Genomic DNA, 22480 nt, shown 5'->3' with positions numbered 1-22480 from the left:
TATCATGCAAGACCTAATGACACAAACAATTAAAATAACGAAAGTAGCGCAATCAAAAGCCCGTGAAGTTGATTTTCACAACATCGTTATGGGAACTAGATTTTCGGATCATATGTTTATTTGCGATTATCAAAATGGCGAATGGCAAAATCCGAGAATTGAACCTTTAGCTATGATTCCGACGCATCCTGCGGCTATGGCATTGCACTATGGTCAGGCGATTTTTGAAGGAATGAAAGCAACTTTGGGAAAAGACGGTACTCCGTTATTATTCCGTCCCGATGAAAATGCCAAACGAATGAATTTCAGTGCAAACCGAATGGGGATGCCATTTTTTCCGGAGGATTTATTCGTAGAAGCGTTGAAACAATTTGTGGCGATTGAAAAGGAATGGATTCCAACTCAGGATGGCAGCGCCTTGTATCTGCGTCCGTTTATGTATGCCGATGAGCCTTTTATAGGAATGCGTGCGGCGACCAGCTTTAAGTTTATAGTTATGGCTTCGCCGGCCGGCCCTTTTTTTCATAAAAAAATTAAATTATATGCAGAGAAAAAATATGTTCGCGCTGTAAATGGTGGAACGGGAGAAGCAAAAGCAGCCGGAAACTACGCTGGTGCCATTCGTCCTACGGAACATGCCAAAACCAAAGGATATGACCAGGTGTTGTGGTTAGATGCTCAACATTTTGATTATATTCAGGAAGTAGGAACGATGAATATTTTTTTCAAAATAGGAGGTAAATTCATAACACCCGATTTGAGTGGTTCGATCCTCGCTGGTATCACCCGAATGAGCGTAATTGATATTTTGCGCGACAAAGGCTATGAAGTTACGGAACGTCCAATCACCCTTACTGAAATTATTGAAGCTTCGAAAAACGGAACTTTAGAAGAAGCATTTGGCGCCGGAACTGCGGTAGGGATTGCTCGAATTGAAGAAATTGGCAACAAAGATTTGTCGATTAAATTCCCATCAGAGAATCCGGTTTCCGATATGATAGCAGACACTTTAGAAGGAATTAAAACACAAGAGATTGAAGATAAATTTGGCTGGTTAGTTGCAGCGAAATAAAATATATGACAAATACTTTAGATAAAAATATACTTGAAAAAGCGTTTTCAACAATGGCCACTGCCAAGGCAATGACCAATTTGTATGAAGATAATTTTAAGATTGTTTCCAAATATGTTCACGCCACTTCGCGAGGACACGAAGCCATTCAGATTGCGATGGCAATGCATTTATTACCTCAGGATTATGCTTTCCCTTACTATCGTGATGATTCGATGTTATTGGGAATTGGGATGCAGCCTTATGATTTGATGTTGCAGTTGATGGCCAAAAGAGACGATCCGTTTTCTGGCGGACGAACGTATTACTGTCACCCAAGTTTAAGAGATGCTGATAAACCTAAAATTCCTCATCAATCATCAGCGACTGGGATGCAGGCCATTCCGGCAACAGGTGCTGCGATGGGATTTTGGTATAAAGAAAACATTGGTATTGAAGATAAAAATCAGGAAGCTCCGATTGTGGTTTGTTCGCTTGGCGATGCTTCGGTGACCGAAGGTGAAATTGCCGAAGCCTTTCAAATGGCTGCTTTAAAGCAATTGCCGATTTTGTATTTGGTGCAGGATAACGGTTGGGATATTTCGGCGAATGCGGCAGAAACACGTGCGCAAAATGCGTTTGACTATGCCAAAGGTTTCCACGGCATTGAAGCGATTTCAATTGATGGCGCTAATTTTACCGAAAGTTATTTAGCTGTTCAGAAAGTAGTCAAGACGATTCGCGAAGAACGTCGTCCTTTTTTGGTGCATGCTAAAGTGCCGTTGCTGAATCACCATACTTCGGGAGTTCGAATGGAATGGTATCGCGATGATTTGGAGGAAGCGAATTCTCGTGATCCGTTTCCGGTTTTGCAAAAACAATTACTTGATGCTGGATTTACGACAAAAGAAATAGAAGATATAGAAAATTTGGCTGTAGCCAAAGTACAAGCTGATTTTGAAAAAGCACAATTAGCTGAAGATCCAAAACCCGAAGACTTGTTTACCCACGACTTTGCGCCAACGCCAATAACGGAAGAAGTAGGCGAAAGAAATCCGCAACGTGAAGATAAAGTTGTGATGGTTGATTGCGCATTGTTTGCTGTGGAAGAATTGATGAAGTCGCACAAGGAATGTTTGCTATACGGACAAGACGTAGGCGGACGACTAGGTGGTGTTTTCAGGGAAGCAGCGACTTTGGCGCAAAAATTTGGTGATGAACGTGTTTTTAATACGCCAATCCAGGAAGCGTTTATAGTAGGCTCAACGGTGGGAATGTCAGCTGTTGGTTTGAAGCCAATTGTTGAGGTACAATTCGCCGATTATATCTGGCCTGGATTGAATCAATTGTTTACTGAAGTCAGCCGTTCGAGTTATTTGACCAATGGTAAATGGCCGGTGAGTATGATTTTGCGTGTACCGATTGGTGCATACGGCAGCGGTGGCCCTTATCATTCCTCTTCGGTAGAAAGTGTTTTGACAAACATTCGCGGAATAAAAATAGCTTATCCAAGCAATGGAGCCGATTTAAAAGGCTTGCTAAAAGCTGCGTATTACGACCCGAATCCTGTGGTGATTTTGGAGCATAAAGGATTATACTGGAGTAAAGTGAAAGGAACTGAAATGGCGCGTGTAAACGAACCGAGTGAAGATTATATTTTACCGTTTGGCAAAGCCAATATCGTTCAGGAAATCTGGGAACAGGAAACAGAAGAAACAATTTCGGTAATCACATACGGAATGGGAGTTCACTGGGCGTTAAACGCTTCCGAAAAAATGAAAAATCAGGTGGAAATTATTGACTTACGAACTTTGTATCCATTAGACGAAGAAGCAATCTTAAAATCAGTAAAAAAGACCAAAAAATGTTTGGTAGTTACCGAAGAACCGACGAACAATTCCTTTGCAAGAAGTCTGGCAGGAATGATACAGGAAAAGTGTTTTAAATATTTGGATGCTCCGGTAATGGTTATCGGTTCTGAAAATATGCCGGCAATCCCTTTAAACAGTACATTGGAATTCACCATGATTCCGAATGCAGATAAAGTCAAAGCGAAGATGCAAGAGTTGATGAATTATTAGATATAAAAGCCTCCAAATTGGAGGCTTTTCATTTATTTTTTCTGCGGTGGATATTGTTCCAAAATTTTAGAAACAAATTCTTTGATGACTTCATCTTTTTTATTTGTGTCTTTTGTCAAAGCACCTTGGCCTTCGCCTTGCCATATTAGTTCTTTTTTCTTGGCATCAATAATGTCGATATACAAAGTTCCTTCGGTATATCTTGAGACTGAAGTATTTCCTCCCCATAAATACGGATTCCAACCGTAACCCCATCCATAACCCCAACCAGCGTTGTATTGGCTAACATTCACTTGTTCTTTTTCTTTGGTAAAAAAAGCAATCAATAAATCGGGATTTTCGCTTTTTGTAAAACCTTTTGAAGTCATCACTTCATCGATAGAACGAAGAACTCTTTTCTTATCTAAATCGGAAATGGTTGCTTTGTCAATTCCGGCTTTATGGAAAGCAAAAGTCTTATAAGGTGAAAAATCTACTTGTTTGTCATAATCAGAATTCACGCTTACTGAACAGCATGATGATACCAAAAAGAGTAGGAGTAGCGATAAAATTTTTAATGTTCTCATAGCTATATTTATTAAAGTTTCTAATCAGGTTTTTAGTTCAGAATCAGAAACTTTAATTCCAAACTAAAACAACGAATCGTCCACTAAGTTAGGGATGGTGACTTTTAATAATGGTTGCGTTTCCATGGCTCTTTTTATTGCAAAAATTGCACCTTCATTTCTAGCCCAGTTTCTTCTGGAAATTCCGTTATTCACATCCCAAAAAAGCATTGATTCTAAACGCCTTGAAGCGTCAGCAGAACCATCAAGAACCATACCGAAACCACCATTAATTACTTCACCCCAACCAACGCCGCCGCCATTGTGAATGGATACCCAGGTTGCACCACGGAAGCTGTCTCCAATGACATTGTGAATCGCCATATCGGCTGTAAAACGTGAACCATCATAAATATTTGAAGTTTCTCTGTAAGGCGAATCGGTTCCTGAAACGTCATGATGATCACGACCCAAAACAACATAACCAATTTCACCATGGGCAATCGCCTGATTAAATGCTTCAGCAATTTTGATTCGCCCTTCAGCATCAGCATATAAGATTCGGGCTTGTGAACCCACTACTAATTTATTTTCCTGTGCGCCTTTTATCCATTGGATGTTATCGGCCATTTGCTGCTTGATTTCGGAAGGTGAATTTTTCATCATTTCTTCTAAAACATCACAGGCAATTTTGTCGGTTTTAGCTAAATCGTCCGGATTTCCTGAAGCACAAACCCAACGGAATGGTCCAAATCCGTAGTCAAAACACATTGGTCCCATAATGTCCTGCACATAACTTGGATATTTGAAATCGATTCCGTTTGGAGCCATTATATCAGCACCTGCACGTGAAGCTTCTAACAGAAAAGCATTTCCGTAATCAAAGAAATAAGTTCCTTTTGCAGTGTGTTTATTGATTGCTTTGGCGTGACGTCGTAACGTGTTCTGAACTTCTTCTTTGAATTTAGCAGGATTGTTTGCCATCATTTCGTTGGCATCTTCAAAAGAAATTCCAACAGGATAATAACCACCAGCCCAAGGATTGTGAAGTGAGGTTTGGTCTGAACCCAAATCGATATGCAGGTTTTCCTGATCAAAACTTTCCCAGACATCAACCACATTTCCCAGATAGGCAATCGAAACGGTTTCCTGATTGTGAAGTGCTTTTTTAACTCTTGGAACTAAGTCGTTGATGTTTTCTATAACCTCATTAATCCAGCCTTGTGAGTGACGAATGTGTGTTATTTTTGGATTTACTTCGGCACAAACCGTAACACAACCGGCAATGTTTCCGGCTTTTGGCTGAGCACCTGACATTCCGCCTAAACCTGAAGTCACGAATAAACCTCCTTTTGGTACTTTTTTAATTTTTCGGAAACCGTTAAGAACTGTGATTGTAGTTCCGTGAACGATTCCCTGTGGACCAATGTACATATAACTTCCGGCGGTCATTTGTCCGTATTGTGAAACACCTAAGGCATTCATTTTTTCCCAATCATCCGGTTGCGAATAATTTGGGATAACCATTCCATTCGTAACTACTACTCTTGGTGCATCTTTGTGCGAAGGATACAATCCCATTGGGTGACCGGAATATATTGTTAGTGTTTGCTCTTCGGTCATTTCAGAAAGATACTTCATCGTTAAAAGATACTGCGCCCAGTTTTGAAAAACAGCTCCATTTCCGCCATAAGTAATTAGTTCGTGTGGATGTTGCGCCACAGCATAATCCAGATTGTTTTGAATCATCAGCATGATGGCTTTTGCCTGTTCGCATTTTCCCGGATATTCTGAAATTGGACGTGCGTACATTCTATAATCCGGACGAAAGCGATACATATAAATTCTGCCATACTTTTCTAATTCTTCTTTGAATTCAGGCAGTAAAGTAGTGTGATGTTGTGGCTCAAAGTAGCGCAACGCATTTTTCAATGCTAGTTTTTTTTCTTCTTCAGAAAGGATTTCTTTTCGCTTTGGTGCGTGATTTATTTCCGTTTCATATGGTTTTGTATTGGGTAAAACGGATGGAATTCCTTCTAAAATTTGTTCTTGAAATGTCATGTGTTTGATTTATGCTGTAGTTTATTTTTTTGGCTTTATGGTTCCTGTTTTTTTATCGAATCCATACGGACAATGACGGCAACCACTTTTGCAGCAATAGCCGCGTTTTAGGTGGTATTTTTCGGTGAAACATTTATAACCTTCGGGTGTAAAATAGAAATCTTCGCCTTCGATTAATTTATTTTCATTATTTTGCTCGTTCATAGCTACAAATTTAAAGCATTATAACAAATGTTTGTAATCGTTTCGAGATATTTAATTCCAAAAGGTTTTCGAGGGATAACTTTGTTTCCATTTATCATCGTTTCCGAGCATGATTTGAAGCAAAATCCGGTTATGATTAACCATGAAAAGATTCACATTCGTCAGCAAATTGAGTTGCTGATTTTGCCTTTTTTTATTTGGTATGGATTAGAATTTTTGATTAGATGGATTATCTATAAAGACAAAAATACAGCCTACAGAAATATCTCCTTTGAGAAGGAAGCCTATGCAAATGAAAAAGACCTTTACTATTTGAAGCAAAGGTCTTTTTGGAAATTTTTAAGCTATTTGTAATTAGTAACTAATTTTCTTAATAACAGTTTCACCTGTTTGTAATTTTATTTTCAACAATAATGTAGTATTGTTTTTATGAAGTCCCGAAAGGGTTACATAATTAGAATTAATATTTTTATATGTATTTAGTTTTTGACCTAAAACATTGTATACAACAATTGATTCCATTTGAAGATTGCTCGAACTTACAGCCACTTCGTTATTCACCATTACTTTTATGTTATTTTCAAATGAATGGTTCGGATTTCCTAGAGCGTTGTTGATATACACGATCTTAAAACGGTCTTTTATAACGCCGCTTAGAGCAGTAAATTGATACGGACTTACTTTTAAATCATGTGTAATATTTAACAGGTTGTCTTTTAGGTAAATATTCTGTGTTTCGAATAAGCCGTCAACTTTAGCAATTGCAAACGAATAGTTACCGGATGTAGGCAAATTAACTCCAACAGGAATTTCATCATTAACATCAAAAGGTAATGTTCTTCCTTGAATGTCAAATACATCGGTTCGGCTCTCAATTATAGAGAAAAGTTTTAAGCCCGAAGACACAGCTGTAGGCGCATCAAAGAACGTGTCATAGTCATTGGTTGCATCAGTAGCATAGCCTACAAGTATTCCGGATGATTCTCTATTACTGTCAACCAAGTCAAGCCAAATTCTGTGCTTTTCTAATGCTATGACATCGTTTGTTGCATTTCCGTTTTTATAGAATCCACTATTGCTATATGGATTATTTGTGGCATCTAATCGCATGCTGTTGGTAAAGTTAACGGTTCCTGTATTAGCAGTTCCGTCTACCATTTGTACAAAGAATGCCTGTCCGCCTTTAATAATGTCCGGTGCTCCGGGTGTTGTTGAACCAAGATAATTGATGGTCAAATAATCATTCGCATCATAATTATATTGGAACGAACCATAGAATGGGTTTGGAACCCCAAGAAGCGGATCATGTCCGTGAGTCCAAAGTTTTACATTTCCTAACAATTGTCCGCTCGGATTGGTCGTTGCATGATAAGTATTGGTTTGTAAAAACTGTAACGCATTCATAGCGGATGGATACGGATTACCCAACAAATTATAATTATCATTCAGATTTGTAATTTGAGCGCCATTAGCACCGTTGTATGGTCCGCCTGTATAGTCACCTCTTTGTACAGTGATAGAAATATTTCCGTTAAAAGGATTTCCTGTAAAAGTAGTTGGAATACTAGTTGCCGGCATACCGAAACTACTTGAACCACGGATGATATAGCCTTTGGCTCTTGCCATAACTCCACTGGCAGCTTGCCAGTTTCCTTGTCCGATGTTTCCACTTGCTCCATTTCCATTGTTTACAGTAGTGTTCCATTGGTATTTGTATCCGGAAGAGTAGGCAAAAGTTGCATCGTATATAGTTCCCATATCTTGATTGAGAACCGGTGAAGACCAGTATACATAATCGGAACCTTTTATGCTTGGTGCAGTTCTCTTATAAACGATATTTCCGGTGTTTGAAACATTATTTATTTGAACCAAACTTGCGGAATCATTAATTTGAAATTCTCCGGGTGCATTTACATTTACCCAATCTGTAACAACAATACTGTTGCTTGAATTGATGGTTAGTTTAGCATTGGCATAAACAGCTAATGTTCCGGCAAGAGCTTTGTAACTGGTTCCAGATACTATTGGTTTGTTGGTGGTGTTTGGAATAACAACACAGTCAGTACCTGTTGGAATCGCTGTGTTTGGATTCCAGTTTCCGGCTTTGTTCCAATCGGTATCTATGAGACCTGTCCAGGTTTTGCCTCCATTAACGGTTACGGTTGTTTCGTCTGTTAACTTAACGGTTCCGGTACATAAAGTATAAGTAATTTCAGCAGTATAAGTCGTTGTAGATAATGGACAAACGTTTAACGTGCTGCTTGTTGATAATTGAGTTCCTGTAGTTCCTGAGCCTTCAAACCATTTTATAGTAGTAGCCGCGGCTGCTCCTGACGGAGTAAATCTCCATGCTTCATTGGTTGCAGACCAGTTGGTGCTTAGACCATTTCTGTTTGGAGCAACAACAGCAGCTGTTCCGGCAGCATTTTGGACGCCAACAATCCCGTTTCCATAATTCCAAGCATCGCCGTATGATGAACTATAATCATCAACGTATTTTTCTTTGATGTAAACATCTATAACATTGGTGTTCTCATATAGGACTAACATACCTGTGTATAAAATACTGTTGTTGTAATACATTGGAACATCGCTCCATGAAGCTACTAAAGCCCTACAACCTGAAGTTAAAGTGATTAACTCATAACCAACTTTGCCGCCTTTACTCGGGTCAATATCTTGATAGACACCATAAATAGTGTTAGCAAATAATCCTGAAGCTGTACTAGGTAAGTTGTTGTTGTATTCATAACCTGAAGAAGTTCCGGCGTAGGAAGTGTTAAATGACAACGTACCATTGGATCCAATAACACATGAGGTGTAAGTGTTTCCATAAAAGCAAAAATTGAAAGGCAGATTTATCACCGGAGACCAAACATCGTCCACATTTACACTCACTGCATTAGCCAAACAGCTAAACTGATACGGTGGTGTATAGGCTATTGAACTAACGGTATAATTTGTTGTTTGGTTTATTGGTAAATAGGTAACGTCTAAATTCACACAGCTTGGAGATGAACAGTGCATAGCTGCAGGATCAGCGCCATTTTGTCCGGCTTCTCCGGCAATAGGATTAATACAGGCTAAGGTTGTTGTTCCTATTCCGCTACCTAGGGTGCAAAGTGTTGTGACGCAAATTGAAAATGTCCCTTGTGTTCCAACATTTGCATTGTTGCTATGCACACGAACGATATAAGTTGCGCCAATTGTTAAACCTGTTAATGTTGTTGTTTCAGCAGTGCTTCCGGTTGTATTATTGATACAAGCTATGCTTGTTAAACTTCCACACGAGCCGCTGAATACTTGAAATACTACGTTGTTCATTGTGCCAGGCGTAACAGTTACTGCGTGTCTCGTTCCGGTTGCTGTAAACTGATACCAAACGTCATCATCAGCGCCAGTTCCTATACAAGCTACTTGTGATTGTGTTGCACCATAAGAGTTTCCGCTGGTACTTGTTGTGCAGGTTTCTCCTGTGTTAACTGTTAAAGTTGTTGGTGCGCTGCAATCATTGTTTGCTGGTGGCGGTGGAGAAGTTACACAAATTCCAAAAGTTCCCTGATTATCATTACTGTATTCCCAGATTCTTATATAAACGGTACTTCCGGCAGTTAATCCGCTTCCTTGTAAATAGGACATAGCGCCATTTGTGCTACTGTCATCATCACAAGCAACCAAAGTCAAACTGCTACAGGTTCCGGTGTAAATAGCCATTCCACTGTCAAGCATAGTGCCTGTGTTAGTGTCGATTTCTAATATGCCGTTTGAAGGGACAACAGCACTAAACCAAACATCACCACCAGAATAACTGGCACATCCTGGAGCTGTTACGCCTGATGTAGCAGTTGCTCCGGCATTAGTGTAACTGGCATAACTACATGAAGAATTTACGGTCAATGAGATTGCTGTACATGGTTCATCATTGGTTACTGGCGGCGGTGGCGTAGTACAGGTTCTTGAAATGGTGAATGTACCCGTATCCGTGCTGGTTCCTGCGGAGTACCAATAAGCAACGTAGACATAATAAGTTGTCCCTAAAATAGCAGTGAAAGTAGCGGTTTCTGTTCCGTTACTTAAGCCTACATCGTGACAGCTTATGTTGGTCAAGCTTCCACAGCTTCCACTTGAAATAGTCATTTCCTGATCAAAACCTCCGGTTCCTACAGATGTAATGGTTGTTTGATTTCCATCACCGACGAAAGTAAACCATTTTCCATAATTACTTGGGTCACATCCTGCAGTATAAGCATAGCTCGTGCTACCAACTGTAGTGCTTGCCAAACCACTTGTTGCACAAGCCAATGTTGTGGCGCTAGTACAAGGATTGCCTACTGATGTAGTAACACTTGAACTTACATAAGCACTACTACACCCATTACTTGCAAGAATCCTATAATAATAAGTTGTGCTTGATGATAATCCAGTTACAACTTTAGTAACCGTAGGAGCCGCAATAGAAAAAGGTGAACCAGGAATATTTGCAGTATAACCTGCATCGGTAGTAACTTGAACAGTATAGGTTATAGCCGAAGCAGAACCACCCGTTGGAACAGTCCAGTTCAGAGTAAAACCAGTAGAAGTAATACTAGCTGTAGCTACAGTATTAGGTATTGCTGGGCAAGTTATAGCACTGCTAGTAAGAGGTGAAGTTGCTAAGTAATAGGGTGTGCCAACACAACCACTATTATAAGAGAATACATGATAATAGTATTGTGTATTTCCGGCTAAACCAGTGTCAGAAAAAGATACAGCATTACTGGTAACTGCACTACCTTGAATAACATAAGTAGTTCCCGGTGCTAAACCAGTATATCCAATAGCATAAGTTACTCCATCAGTAAGTGTTGGAGCTGTTGCACTAGTGCTTCTAACAACTAAATAACCGCTTGGAGGAGTAGCTGCTGCAGTAAAAGCACCATTTAATGAAGTCCCTGTTATAGATGAAAAAGTTAGGACTGTTGGTTGATTTGATGGGGTAGTACAAGGCGCTAATGATGTTGTAACACTTCCACTTACATAAGCACTACTACATCCATTACTTGCAAGAATTCTATAATAATAAGGTGTATTTGCAGCCAAGCCAGTTATCACTTTAGTAACCGTTGGAGCTGCAATAGAAAAAGGCGAGCCAGGAATATTTGCAGTATAACCTGCATCGGTAGTAACTTGAACAGTGTAAGTTATTGCTGAAGCAGAACCTCCCGTTGGTGTAGCCCAGTTCAGCGTAAAACCGCTGTAGCTTAAACTAGCCGTTGCTACAGTATTAGGTATTGCGGGACAAGTTACAGCACTATTAGTAAGCGGTGAAGTTGTCAAATAGTATGGCGCACCAACGCAAGCATTGTTGTATGAGAATACATAATAGTAATATTGTGTATTTCCCACTAAACCAGAGTCAGAAAAAGACACCCCGTTGCTGGTAAGGGCACTCCCCTGAATAACAGTAGTAGTTCCTGGTGTTAAACCAGTATATCCAACTGCATAGGTCGTTCCGTCGGTAAGTGTTGGAGGCGTAGCACTAGTACTTCTCACAACTAAATAACCACTTGGAGCAGTAGCTGCAGCCGTAAAAGAGCCACTTAATGAAGTACCGGTTATAGATGAAAAGTTTAGTGATGTTGGTTGATTTGCCGGTGTAGTACAAGGGTTTACACAAGTTACACTAGATAGCCAACCCAGATTAGTTCCAGCTGCACCAGTTGTAGTATCAGATCTAAAACGAATTGTAATCGTTCCGGTTGCATCTGTTGAAGTTATTGTTCCCGGGCTTGTCGTGCCATAATAGGAACCAGCCGGACAATTTGTAGCATTGGATCCAACACCAAGACCTGAATCAAAAATTGGGGAGGAAGTATTAGGTCCATTATAAATGACCATTCCATCAACTCCACTTTGGGTATCAAAGGCACTAAAAGCCATTTGAATCTTATTTGTTCCTACTGATGGCGTAAAAGTAATGGTGTAATCTGTAGCAGTAGCAGTTCCTGTTACTGTGTAATTGTAATTATCGTTTGCAGTACCTGAATCCGTAAAAGTATAGGTTGTGCCACAAGCAATGGTTTGACCACAATTCGCTAATGCCGGAATAAGCGTATTAGTTGTTGTAGCAGAAGTCCATGCAATGTCATCAACATATCTAGCTGCGGTTCCTGAACCTCTTGTGTCAACTATTCTAACATATACATTAGTTAGCGCTAAAGCTCCCAAATCAACTGTTAATTGTTGGTAAGTTGTTGTAAAAGTACCTGTTGTTGCTACTGCCGCTGACCAAGAACCAACGCCGTCAGGTGATGTCTGAACCTGAAATTGAGGAGTCCCGGTTGATGTAGCTTGTCTTCTGTACCAAAAAGAAAATAATCCCGGATTTGCAATTTGTGGCGTTCTGATATAATCACCGGCGGCATCAAAAGTTAAACTGTAATAACCTGTTCTTGCGCTTCCAACACCATAAGTTATTGAATTATCGGCCCAAGTACCACCACTAGTTGGAAGAGCTGTTCCTATACTCTCATACACCTGATAATTGCTGCATTGGGCAATCGCATCAGCACAATTAAAAATCAAAATAATAGCCAAAACTAGTAAGGTTTTGAGTTTTAATTTTTCATAAACAGCAAAGTAATTCTTCCTCATAAATAATCATCAATCTTTAATTGGTATCATTTTTTAATTTGATATAAATTTTCTGAAATATTTTAAAATACCCTGATGGTATTAATAATCCGAATCTACAAAGATAATCTTATTCTATAAATTAACAGATTAATAGTCATAAGTTTCGTTATTTTTCTAAAAAAAACGAGGATAATAAAAAAATAATATAAATATACTGCCACAATAATTGATTTAACAAAAATAATTATTAGGAAAATCCCTCATATTTTTAAAACACAAATTTTTACTAGTGATTGTTTTGTCAAAAAGCAATAAACATAAAAAGCAAGATAGAATATGTTTTTTTTAAATGAAAATCAGTTAAACGTTTTTTTATTAAAAAAATTAACAATAAAAGCACAAACTATCTGTAGAAAATGAAATGGTTTAATTTATATGTATTTTGTTCCTGATTGTGTCTGTTTTTTGTTATCTTGAAAATGAGGCAGATATAAAAATATTTGTACATTTGAAAATTAACATTTAACAATGAAAACAACTCTATTTACACTTAGCGTTTTATTTTTTGTAAACTCAGTTGTCGCGCAGTTATACGTGAAGAATGGCAGCTATATTTTTGACAAAGGAGCGGTTGTTTATGCAAAAGGAAATTTAGAACTTGATACTAACAGTAATTTCTATTTGAGAAATGAAGGTCAGTTTATACAAGGAACAACTTCGACCTCCACTAATACGGGTGCTGGTAAATTATCTGTTTTTCAAGAAGGAACATCTAACAATTATGCTTATAATTATTGGTGTGCGCCAGTAGGAAATGCTTCTGCCGGTGTTGGTAATGAAGATTTTGGAATAACAATGTTACATGTGCCGACAACAAATTCATCAAGTAATGCAGCTACAATTACAACTGGTTATAATGGTTCTTCATCCGCGGGAGCACTTACAGTATCTAACTATTGGATTTTTAGATTTTTAGCGATGCCGGATTATGCAGGATGGTCTCATTCTTATAGTTCATCAAATATTGCCGCTGGTCAAGGGTTTACTATGAAAGGAACCAGTGGTTCTGATGCAACTGATGTTGGAGAAACTGCTGTTAATAATGCGGGAAGTAAACAACGCTATGATTTTAGAGGAAAACCTAATGATGGTGACATAACGATTACTGTTGCTAATAATAATTTAACCTTAACCGGGAATCCTTATCCATCTGCTATTGATTTATCAGCATTTTTAACTGATGCAACTAATTGCACAGGTATTGCTTATTTTTGGGAGCATGATAAAACGGTAGCCTCACATGCATTGCTAGCCTATAGAGGAGGTTATGGAACATTTTCTCCTGTTTCAAGAGGAGGAACAGGTATATATGTTCCTGCAAAATTTTATTCTTATGACATATCAGGTAATCTATTGCCTTTAACAGAATCTTCTCCAAACAATAGTTACGCAAGAATGTTTTGCCCTGTAGGGCAGGGTTTTATGATTATGGGTAATGCTTCGGGAACAACAGTTACTATGAAAAACTCTTACAGAGCCTTTCATAAAGAAAATGTTTCAACTTCAGTTTTTGAAAGAAATGTACCGGTTTCTCGCACTGATAATGCTGATTTCTTACCGCCTATTATGTCAGTTTCCGGTTTTGATTACACAACAGTTTCAACAGCAGAAGTGCCTCAAATTAGGTTTAATACTTTGTTAAATAATCAGGCAATTAAGCAAGTTGTTTTGGCTTTTGATAGTGAAGCTACGGACGGTGTTGATCATGCAAAAGATGCACAAAATCCTGATGAGACAACATTGGACATGAATTTTTTCTTAAATGATAAAGATTATGTTATTTCAGTAATTCAATTTGATGAAAACAAAAGATTACCGGTAACTTTTAAATCTACAACTAATGCTTCTTTCAAAATTACGGTAGCAGAAATTATAAATTTTGATCAGGCGGAGAACATTTATTTATATGATAAAGTAACCGATTTATATCACGATATAAAAAATGCTGAATATGAATTTGTTTTACCGGAAGGAACATACAGCGATCGATTTGAAATTACATTTAGAAATGATGCTTTGTCGGCTTCTAATCCAACAAGAGAAAATGTAATTGTTTTTCAAAACAATACCAGTCAATTAATGACCGTTTCGAATCCAAATTTATTAGACATAAAATCGGTTACCTTATTTGATATTACCGGTAAATTATTGTTTAATAAAGTGAAATTGGGTTCGGCAAGCAGTTATGAATTTTCCACAGCTTCTTTAAGTACCGGAGTTTATTTAGTCAAAATTCAGTCGGACGATGGGAAAAGCATCGGACAAAAAATCATAGTTTCATCTAACTAACAGTATTTCAAAAAGCGATTTATAATCACTTTTTTTATGTTAAATGATTTGCATAAACTACTTTTGAAAAAATATCTTTTTTGGAAAGTACTAATCAAAAAATCGATTTAGAAAATACGAGTATCTCGCTTTATATAAAACGAGAAGACTTACTTCATCCTCATATTTCAGGGAATAAATTCAGAAAATTAAAGTACAATTTGGCGCAAGCCAAAAGAGAAAATAAGCAAACACTTTTGACTTTTGGAGGCGCTTTTTCCAATCATATTTTGGCAGTAGCCGCTGCAGGAAATGAGCAAGGATTTAGAACTATCGGAATCATAAGAGGTGAAGAGCTGCAAGACAAAATTTCTGAAAACCCAACCTTGCAGAAAGCTCAGGATTTCGGAATGGTATTTGAGTTCGTGGGCAGGGAAATTTACAGAGATAAAAACAATCCGGAATTCATTCAGCAATTAGCAGAAAAATTTGACGATTTTTATTTAATTCCCGAAGGCGGAACCAATGATTTAGCGGTAAAAGGCTGCGAAGAAATTTTAACAAAAACCGATGAAAAGTTCGATTATATTTGCTGCGCGATTGGAACCGGCGGAACCATTTCGGGACTTATAAATTGTTCAAAAAATAGTCAACAAGTTTTGGGTTTTCCGGCATTAATGGGTGACTTTTTAAGAGAAGATATTTGTAAATTTGTTTCCAAGTCAAACTGGGATTTAATTACAGCGTATCATTTTGGAGGTTATGCTAAAGTTTCGGAAGAATTAATAGAGTTTATCAACGAGTTTTATAAAAAGCATGGAATTCCGTTAGACCCAATTTACACTGGGAAAATGATGTTTGGAGTTATGGATTTAATTACAAAAAATTATTTCCCGGAAAACTCAAAAATACTGGTTATACATACTGGCGGTTTACAAGGAATAGCCGGAATGAATAAATTATTAAAACAAAAAAAACAATTACAAATTAATGTTTATGATTAAGAAAGCCCCTTTACTACTACTTATGATTTTTGTTGTTTCATGTAGCGCAAATCATGCTGTAGTCAGAACTACAAAATCTGATCCCAGAAAGACAGAAACTCCGGTTGTGCAAAGAGTCAGAAAGCCAATTTACAGACCTGCAACAATGAAAAATCCGGTGGCAATTACTAAAAAAGATTCGCCAACTGTTGGTAATTATTCAACTGCTACAGAAGTTTTAGAAGCAACAACAAGAGTTAAGGCAACTACCGAAATGGTTTTAGCCTACATCGAAAATTATAAAAGTGTTGCCAAAGATAATATGATTAGAACAGGAATTCCTGCCAGTATTACTTTGGGCCAAGCCATATTAGAATCAGGTGCCGGAACTGGTCCGTTGAGTGTTCAGGCCAATAATCATTTTGGGATTAAATGCCATAAAGAATGGACAGGGCCAAGTATAAAATATACAGATGATGAAGAAAACGAATGTTTTAGAAAGTATAATCAACCAAGCGAATCTTTCAAAGACCATTCTTATTTCTTAACGAGCAGACCAAGATATGCAGAGCTTTTTGAGTTTCAAAAAGACGATTACAAAAGCTGGGCTTATGGGTTGAAAGCTGCGGGTTATGCAACCGATACAAAATATCCGGACAAGCTAATTGGTTTAATTGAAAAATATCAATTGGGCAGATTTGATGCAGAGGTTTTAGGGAAAGACTATGTGCCGGTTGTTAATAAGCCAATTGCCTATAACAGTGATGTTCAAAAATATACTGTCGTCAAAGGCGATTCGTTATATTCAATTTCAAAAAAATTCAACATTTCAATCGACGAATTGAAGCGAAAAAACAACCTAACTGACAATACTATTTCGCTTGGTCAAAGTGTGATTGTCAAATAATTTTCAAAATAAAATACACATTTCAAATATGATTTATCAAAGAAGCAGTCAGTTATTTGCTGAAGCCGAAAAAGTTATTCCAGGCGGCGTAAATTCACCTGTAAGAGCTTTTAAAGGTGTTGGCGGAACACCCATTTTTGCAAAAAGTGCCAAAGGTGCCTATCTTTATGATGAAGACGATAACCGATTAATTGACTATATCAATTCCTGGGGACCAATGATTTTAGGCCATGCTTTTCAACCGGTTGTTGATGCCATCATTGAAAAAGCAAAAAAAGGAACTTCATTTGGAATGCCAACAGAATTGGAAACAAAGATTGCTGAACTGGCAGTTTCGATGGTGCCAAATATTGATAAAATCCGTTTTGTGAATTCGGGAACCGAAGCTTGTATGAGTGCAATTCGTTTGGCAAGAGGTTTTACCAAAAGAGATAAAATTATAAAATTCGCCGGTTGTTATCACGGGCATTCGGATTCCTTTTTAATCCAGGCCGGAAGTGGCGCGAGTACATTTGGAACACCAAATTCTCCCGGAGTTACTCAGGGAACAGCAAAAGACACCTTGCTTGCAGGTTTTAATGATTTGGAAAATGTAAAAGCATTATTCAGCGCCAATAAAAATGAAATAGCCGCTATTATTATTGAACCGGTTGCCGGAAATATGGGCTGTGTGCCACCTTCAGCAGGCTTTTTACAGTCGTTAAGACAACTTTGTGATGAGAATGGTACGCTATTGATTTTTGATGAAGTAATGACCGGATTCCGATTGGCAAAAGGCGGTGTTCAGGAATTGTACAATGTCAAAGCCGATATTGTTTGTTTTGGTAAAGTTATCGGAGGCGGATTGCCTGTTGGCGCCTTTGCGGCCAGAAATGAAATCATGAATTATCTATCACCACTTGGACCGGTTTATCAGGCAGGAACGCTTTCGGGTAATCCGTTGGCGATGGCTGCAGGATTTGCTATGCTTCAGACTTTAAACAATGATTCGGATATTTTTAAAAGATTGGAGGAAAAAACAGCATATCTGCACAAAGGAATTGAAAAAGTATTGACGGCTAATAATATTGTATTTACTATCAATAGAGTAGGTTCAATGATTTCGGTTCATTTTGATGCTAATCCTGTTTATGATTTTAACACGGCAAAAAACGGAGATAACGAAACCTTTAAAAAGTTCTTCCACGGTTTATTGCTTGAGGGAGTTTATATTGCGCCGTCGGCTTATGAAACCTGGTTTATAACGGATGCTTTAACCTATGAAGATTTAGATTTTACCATTGCCGCCATTGATAAAGTTTCTAAAAGTTTATAAATAAAAAAAATCCTCTCATTATTAAACGAGAGGATTTTTTTTATTTAGATATTGAAAATATTAGTGTGTTAATTTCTTAAACAACACTTCGTTTTTTTCTAATTTTTCCATTTGTTTTGGTTCCAAAGCAGCTCTTATTTTTGCTTCAACAACTCTTGAAAACTCATCTTTTCTTTCTTGTGTTAAGTTTATGTCTTCAAGAACAGTGATTTTATGTTCAAAAAGTCTTGCAAAATTTTCAGTTTTAGTAGCGTCTAATCCTAATAATTCAGATAACTCAGCAGCTTGTTTTTTTCCTAAATCATAGGCTGATGAAGTTTGTTTATCTTGTGCATTTGCATTTATTGAAAATGCCAACATCAATGTTAAAGCAGCAATTATTTTTTTCATTGTGTAAATTTTAGTTGAATTAATAACTCCAAAACTAATTTATTTTGACGTAAACTCAAAATTTATTTTTTATTTACTTTCAGGAAGATTTTTTAATTGTCTTTTTTCTTTTCTTTCAGCCATCTTTTCTTTTATGCTTTCTTTTTTCTCTTCACGATTTTTCTCCCATTTAGCATATTGTTCAGCAGTCAATATTTTTTTCATGTCAGCACTTACTGCAGCTTGTTCCGCTTCTCTTTGAGCTTTCATTTCTTCTCTTTTTTTAGCTTTAAGCTCTTGCATTTCAGCTTTTTTAGCTTCTCTTTTTGCTACTTGTTTAGTCACTAAAGCTTTAACGTCTTTGGCTTGCTTTTCGCTTAAATCCAAGTCCTTAGTCAGTTTTTTTACTTGATAATCAACTTTTTGTTCCGAAGTTAATTTTTCTCTTCCGGCTCTTCTTCCTTCTTTTTCCTGAGCAAATGCTGTTATTCCAACAACTAATAATGCGGCTACAATTACTTTTTTCATTTTATATGTTTTTTAAATTAATGTGCCGATAGGACGACGATGTTTTTAAAAGGTTTAATGCTTAACAAAATTTTATAAAAAAGGAACTCAATTGAGTTCCTTTTTATTTTAATTCAAAACGACTGTTTTGTTTTCGCCGTCAACGGCTACTTTGGTTAAACCGTGTTTTGCTAAACCTTTCATGGCTGCGTCCCATTTTTTTCCGCTTAAAGCCGATTTGTCTTTGAGTTGCGCTATCGGTTGATTGTTTTCTTTTTTTAATAAACCAATGATAAGTTTTTCGTCATCAGTTAATTCTACTTGTTTTTTCTCCGGTCGCATTTGAGGGAAGAACAATACTTCCTGAATTGATGGGTTATTGGTCAAAAACATAATTAATCTGTCCATTCCAATTCCCAACCCCGAAGTTGGTGGCATTCCATATTCTAACGCACGCAAAAAGTCTTCATCTATAATTCCGTTCGCTTCGTCATCGCCTTTTTCTGCCAAAGCCATTTGTGCTTCAAAACGACCTCTTTGGTCAATTGGATCATTCAATTCTGAATAAGCATTTGCAATTTCTTTACCACAAACCATTAATTCAAAACGCTCAGTCAAATCGGGATTATCTCTGTGCTCTTTACATAAAGGCGACATTTCTTTTGGATAATCTGTGATGAATGTCGGCTGAATAAAGTTTCCTTCGCATTTTGCTCCGAAAATCTCGTCAATCAGTTTTCCTTTACCCATCGTTTCATCCACTTCAATGTGCATTGACTTGGCTGCTTCAAAAAGCTCAGCTTCGGTTTTACCCGAAATATCAAAACCTGTAAATTGTTTGATGGCATCAGTCATCGTAACTCTCGCATACGGCGCTTTGAAGTTTACTTTGTGTTCGCCAAAAGTAGCTTCAGTTGTTCCGTTTACTTCATTGGCACAATATTCCAAAAGATTTTCGGTCATTTCCATCATCCAGTTGTAGTCTTTGTAGGCTACATATATTTCCATTGCAGTAAATTCCGGATTGTGCGTTCTGTCCATTCCTTCGTTTCTGAAGTTTTTAGAAAACTCATACACGCCATCAAATCCACCAACGATTAATCTTTTCAGATACAATTCGTTTGCAATTCTCATGTATAAAGGAATATCCAGACTATTATGATGCGTGATAAACGGACGCGCAGCTGCTCCACCGGGAATAGATTGCAAAACCGGAGTTTCCACTTCCATATAGCCGGCATTGTTGAAGAAGGTTCTCATGGCTGTGAACAGTTTTGTTCTTTTCATAAAAACTTCTTTCACATGCGGATTTACAACTAAATCTACATAACGCATTCGGTAACGCAATTCGGCATCATTAAAAGCATCATGTACATTTCCTTCTTCATCTGTTTTTGGCAAAGGCAATGGGCGTAATGTTTTGCTTAAAAAAGTAAAATTAGAAACGCGAATACATTTGGCGCCAACTTGTGTAGTGAATAATTCACCTTCAATACCAATAAAATCGCCTAAGTCTGTTAGTTTTTTAAAAACCTGATTATATAGCGTTTTATCTTCTTCGGGACAAATCACATCACGGTTTAAATACAACTGTATTCTGCCTTCGCTGTCCTGCAATTCGGCAAAGCAGGCTTTTCCCTGATCTCTCACACTCATCAAACGACCGGCAACAATAACCTTCTTACCTTCTTCAAAATTTTCCTTAACCTGTTTTGAAGTATGGTTTACAGGAAATAAATCTGCAGGATAAGGGTTGATTCCCAGTTCGCGAAGAGATTTTAATTTGTCTCTTCTAATGATTTCTTGTTCTGAAAGTTGCATAGTATTGTATTTAAGCGTGCAAATATAGGGATAAGTGGCAAAGTTTCAAAGTGACAGAGTTTCAAAGTAAGTAGCGAATGGTTTTGGTTTTACTTGTTGTCCATTTTTCCGCTTTACGCGTTACATGGTAACTGCTGCAATCGGGGCTAAAGATTAACGTCGAGTTAACTTATAAACTTTGTAACTTTGCACTTTGCAACACACAAAATGAATAAAAAAATTCATCTTCAGGATTTAGGGAACAAGGATTATAAGGAAACCTGGGATTATCAGGAAGTCCTTTTTAAGAAGATTGTCGATATCAAATTAGAAAAAAGAACCAATCCCGAATTGGTAACGCCTAATTATTTTCTGTTTGTTGAACATCCGCATGTATATACTCTTGGCAAAAGTGGTGATATGTCTAATCTGTTGCTTTCTGAAAAACAATTGGAAGCCAAAGGTGCTACTTTTTATAAAATCAATCGCGGTGGCGATATTACCTATCATGGTCCGGGACAAATTGTAGGTTATCCAATAGTAGATTTAGAAAATTTCTTTACTGATATACATAAATATTTGCGCTTTTTGGAAGAAGTAATCATATTAACTTTAGCAGAGTATAATATAACAGGTACAAGAAGCGAAGGCGAAACTGGAGTCTGGCTGGACGTCGGAACACCATTTGCGAGAAAGATTTGTGCAATGGGTGTCAGGGCTTCACGTTGGGTAACGATGCATGGCTTTGCTTTGAATGTCAATGCAAATCTTGGTTATTTTGACAATATTATTCCGTGTGGTATTAAAGGAAAGGCAGTCACTTCGATGCACGTGGAATTAGGTGCGGCAGTTGATGAAGAAGAAGTAAAACGTAAAATCATTAGTCATTTTGCAATTCTTTTTGAAGCGAATTTCAAAACTTCAGAAATGCTTCGCCAATTCGAGTAAAGCTCTCGTGTCTTAAATCATTATTTATAATTCCAATTTCAGTTGTTCCGGCAATAACCTAAAACTCATTCGGTGGTATTTGGTTGTGCCGTATTTTCTAATTGCTTCTCTGTGTTCTGATGTTGGGTAGCCTTTATTTTTCTTCCAGTTGTACATTGGAAATTCTTCATGGATTCTATCCATATATTCATCTCTATACGTTTTTGCTAAAACAGAAGCCGCAGCAATACTCATGTACTTTGAGTCTCCTTTTATTATTGTGGAATAGGGAATGTTGTTAATGGGTTTAAAACGGTTACCGTCTACTATAATATAATTAGGTATAGGATTTAGTTTGTCAATGCAATCATGCATGGCTTTTATAGATGCGTTTAAAATATTTATTTTGTCAATGACACCTGAATCCAAATGTGTTACCGAAAAACAAATAGCGTTAGTTTCTATTAATGGTTTTAGCTCTTCGCGTATTTTCTCAGAAAGCTGTTTTGAATCATTCAGTAATTTCAATTCAAAGCCATCTGGAAGAATTATTGCAGCTGCTGTGACAGGACCTGCAAGGCATCCTCTGCCGGCTTCGTCAGTCCCGCATTCCATATCAAAATCTGAGAACTTAAATTGAAGCATTTATTTTTTTTAAACAAAAATATAGAAAATGACGCAACCCATCAAAAACATTTGTATCATACTCAAGAGTTAGATAAATAGGAAAATATTTAACACATTTTAAAAATGATTATTTACTGTTAATATTTGGTTAATTAAGAAA

16 protein-coding genes are annotated in these 22480 nt (G+C 37.4%); 8 read left to right on the top strand and 8 right to left on the bottom strand.

The window, feature by feature from the left end:
• The first annotated feature begins 4 nt into the window (after positions 1 to 4).
• Together GS03_RS00555 and GS03_RS00550 are read left to right on the top strand one after the other, a co-directional pair.
• Positions 5 to 1072, top strand: a complete 1068-nt coding sequence (locus GS03_RS00555; RefSeq protein WP_246034113.1) for a branched-chain amino acid aminotransferase — start codon at positions 5 to 7, stop codon at positions 1070 to 1072.
• A gap of 5 nt (positions 1073 to 1077) precedes the next feature.
• A complete protein-coding gene (locus GS03_RS00550; protein WP_136150635.1) occupies positions 1078 to 3132 on the top strand; it encodes an alpha-ketoacid dehydrogenase subunit alpha/beta in 2055 nt (684 codons plus the stop codon).
• 32 nt (positions 3133 to 3164) lie between these two features.
• Here the strand turns inward: GS03_RS00550 and GS03_RS00545 are convergent, their stop codons facing one another.
• The 3 genes from GS03_RS00545 to GS03_RS00535 all read right to left on the bottom strand — a co-directional run bounded on the left by GS03_RS00545 (position 3165) and on the right by GS03_RS00535 (position 5942).
• Positions 3165 to 3698, bottom strand: coding sequence for a DUF4136 domain-containing protein (locus tag GS03_RS00545; protein WP_136150634.1), 534 nt, complete (start codon positions 3696 to 3698; stop codon positions 3165 to 3167).
• Between the two features lie 63 nt (positions 3699 to 3761).
• Positions 3762 to 5738 carry a urocanate hydratase gene (locus GS03_RS00540; RefSeq protein ID WP_136150633.1) on the bottom strand — a complete coding sequence of 659 codons (1977 nt, stop codon included), beginning with the start codon at positions 5736 to 5738 and terminating at the stop codon, positions 3762 to 3764.
• Positions 5739 to 5759: 21 nt separating this feature from the next.
• Positions 5760 to 5942: a DUF5522 domain-containing protein gene (locus GS03_RS00535; RefSeq protein WP_136150632.1), complete on the bottom strand. Its 183-nt coding sequence runs from the start codon at positions 5940 to 5942 to the stop codon at positions 5760 to 5762.
• A 27-nt stretch (positions 5943 to 5969) separates the two neighbouring features.
• Here GS03_RS00535 and GS03_RS00530 point away from each other — a divergent pair, with 27 nt between their 5' ends.
• On the top strand, positions 5970 to 6296 hold the full coding sequence (locus tag GS03_RS00530) for a hypothetical protein (RefSeq protein ID WP_136150631.1): 327 nt from the start codon (positions 5970 to 5972) through the stop codon (positions 6294 to 6296).
• Here the strand turns inward: GS03_RS00530 and GS03_RS00525 are convergent, their stop codons facing one another.
• The gene (locus tag GS03_RS00525; RefSeq protein ID WP_136150630.1) at positions 6297 to 12575 is read right to left on the bottom strand and encodes a fibronectin type III domain-containing protein; all 6279 of its coding nucleotides are present in this window, start codon (positions 12573 to 12575) and stop codon (positions 6297 to 6299) included. It lies immediately after the preceding gene.
• A 510-nt stretch (positions 12576 to 13085) separates the two neighbouring features.
• On the opposite strand from GS03_RS00525, the gene GS03_RS00520 reads away from it, so the two are divergent.
• The 4 genes from GS03_RS00520 to hemL all read left to right on the top strand — a co-directional run bounded on the left by GS03_RS00520 (position 13086) and on the right by hemL (position 18090).
• Positions 13086 to 14906 carry a T9SS type A sorting domain-containing protein gene (locus GS03_RS00520; RefSeq protein WP_136150629.1) on the top strand — a complete coding sequence of 607 codons (1821 nt, stop codon included), beginning with the start codon at positions 13086 to 13088 and terminating at the stop codon, positions 14904 to 14906.
• A gap of 80 nt (positions 14907 to 14986) precedes the next feature.
• On the top strand, positions 14987 to 15889 hold the full coding sequence (locus GS03_RS00515) for a 1-aminocyclopropane-1-carboxylate deaminase/D-cysteine desulfhydrase (protein WP_136150628.1): 903 nt from the start codon (positions 14987 to 14989) through the stop codon (positions 15887 to 15889).
• Positions 15882 to 16775: a glucosaminidase domain-containing protein gene (locus GS03_RS00510; protein WP_136150627.1), complete on the top strand. Its 894-nt coding sequence runs from the start codon at positions 15882 to 15884 to the stop codon at positions 16773 to 16775. Before GS03_RS00515 ends, GS03_RS00510 begins: the two co-directional genes overlap by 8 nt.
• 28 nt (positions 16776 to 16803) lie before the next feature.
• Positions 16804 to 18090 carry a glutamate-1-semialdehyde 2,1-aminomutase gene (gene hemL / locus GS03_RS00505; protein ID WP_136150626.1) on the top strand — a complete coding sequence of 429 codons (1287 nt, stop codon included), beginning with the start codon at positions 16804 to 16806 and terminating at the stop codon, positions 18088 to 18090.
• Positions 18091 to 18150: 60 nt separating this feature from the next.
• Here the strand turns inward: hemL and GS03_RS00500 are convergent, their stop codons facing one another.
• The 3 genes from GS03_RS00500 to lysS form a co-directional block, all read right to left on the bottom strand.
• The gene (locus GS03_RS00500) at positions 18151 to 18480 is read right to left on the bottom strand and encodes a hypothetical protein (RefSeq protein ID WP_136150625.1); all 330 of its coding nucleotides are present in this window, start codon (positions 18478 to 18480) and stop codon (positions 18151 to 18153) included.
• Between the two features lie 69 nt (positions 18481 to 18549).
• Entirely contained in the window at positions 18550 to 18987 is a 438-nt protein-coding gene (locus GS03_RS00495) for a hypothetical protein (RefSeq protein WP_136150624.1), read from the bottom strand.
• Positions 18988 to 19095: 108 nt separating this feature from the next.
• Positions 19096 to 20787: a lysine--tRNA ligase gene (gene lysS, locus GS03_RS00490; protein ID WP_136150623.1), complete on the bottom strand. Its 1692-nt coding sequence runs from the start codon at positions 20785 to 20787 to the stop codon at positions 19096 to 19098.
• Between the two features lie 207 nt (positions 20788 to 20994).
• Here lysS and lipB point away from each other — a divergent pair, with 207 nt between their 5' ends.
• Entirely contained in the window at positions 20995 to 21714 is a 720-nt protein-coding gene (gene lipB, locus GS03_RS00485; RefSeq protein WP_136150622.1) for a lipoyl(octanoyl) transferase LipB, read from the top strand.
• A gap of 24 nt (positions 21715 to 21738) precedes the next feature.
• Here lipB and GS03_RS00480 read toward each other — a convergent pair whose 3' ends face one another.
• Positions 21739 to 22338, bottom strand: a complete 600-nt coding sequence (locus tag GS03_RS00480; RefSeq protein ID WP_136150621.1) for a ribonuclease HII — start codon at positions 22336 to 22338, stop codon at positions 21739 to 21741.
• Positions 22339 to 22480 lie beyond the last annotated feature (142 nt).

The organism is Flavobacterium sangjuense, from assembly GCF_004797125.1.
GTDB classification, from domain to species: Bacteria; Bacteroidota; Bacteroidia; order Flavobacteriales; family Flavobacteriaceae; genus Flavobacterium; species Flavobacterium sangjuense.
The sequence above is the reverse complement of the archived record's forward strand: the minus strand, read 5'-3'. Positions and strand labels throughout refer to the sequence as shown.

Excerpts from the sequence above, each read along its gene's own strand:
- GS03_RS00555 (WP_246034113.1), top strand. The coding sequence starts at position 5 with ATGCAAGACCTAATGACACAAACAATTAAAATAACGAAAGTAGCGCAA.
- GS03_RS00550 (WP_136150635.1), top strand. The coding sequence starts at position 1,078 with ATGACAAATACTTTAGATAAAAATATACTTGAAAAAGCGTTTTCAACA.
- GS03_RS00525 (WP_136150630.1), bottom strand. The coding sequence starts at position 12,575 with ATGAGGAAGAATTACTTTGCTGTTTATGAAAAATTAAAACTCAAAACC.
- GS03_RS00510 (WP_136150627.1), top strand. The coding sequence starts at position 15,882 with ATGATTAAGAAAGCCCCTTTACTACTACTTATGATTTTTGTTGTTTCA.
- GS03_RS00530 (WP_136150631.1), top strand. The coding sequence starts at position 5,970 with ATGTTTGTAATCGTTTCGAGATATTTAATTCCAAAAGGTTTTCGAGGG.
- GS03_RS00535 (WP_136150632.1), bottom strand. The coding sequence starts at position 5,942 with ATGAACGAGCAAAATAATGAAAATAAATTAATCGAAGGCGAAGATTTC.
- GS03_RS00500 (WP_136150625.1), bottom strand. The coding sequence starts at position 18,480 with ATGAAAAAAATAATTGCTGCTTTAACATTGATGTTGGCATTTTCAATA.
- GS03_RS00520 (WP_136150629.1), top strand. The coding sequence starts at position 13,086 with ATGAAAACAACTCTATTTACACTTAGCGTTTTATTTTTTGTAAACTCA.
- hemL (WP_136150626.1), top strand. The coding sequence starts at position 16,804 with ATGATTTATCAAAGAAGCAGTCAGTTATTTGCTGAAGCCGAAAAAGTT.
- lipB (WP_136150622.1), top strand. The coding sequence starts at position 20,995 with ATGAATAAAAAAATTCATCTTCAGGATTTAGGGAACAAGGATTATAAG.
- GS03_RS00545 (WP_136150634.1), bottom strand. The coding sequence starts at position 3,698 with ATGAGAACATTAAAAATTTTATCGCTACTCCTACTCTTTTTGGTATCA.
- GS03_RS00495 (WP_136150624.1), bottom strand. The coding sequence starts at position 18,987 with ATGAAAAAAGTAATTGTAGCCGCATTATTAGTTGTTGGAATAACAGCA.
- lysS (WP_136150623.1), bottom strand. The coding sequence starts at position 20,787 with ATGCAACTTTCAGAACAAGAAATCATTAGAAGAGACAAATTAAAATCT.
- GS03_RS00540 (WP_136150633.1), bottom strand. The coding sequence starts at position 5,738 with ATGACATTTCAAGAACAAATTTTAGAAGGAATTCCATCCGTTTTACCC.
- GS03_RS00480 (WP_136150621.1), bottom strand. The coding sequence starts at position 22,338 with ATGCTTCAATTTAAGTTCTCAGATTTTGATATGGAATGCGGGACTGAC.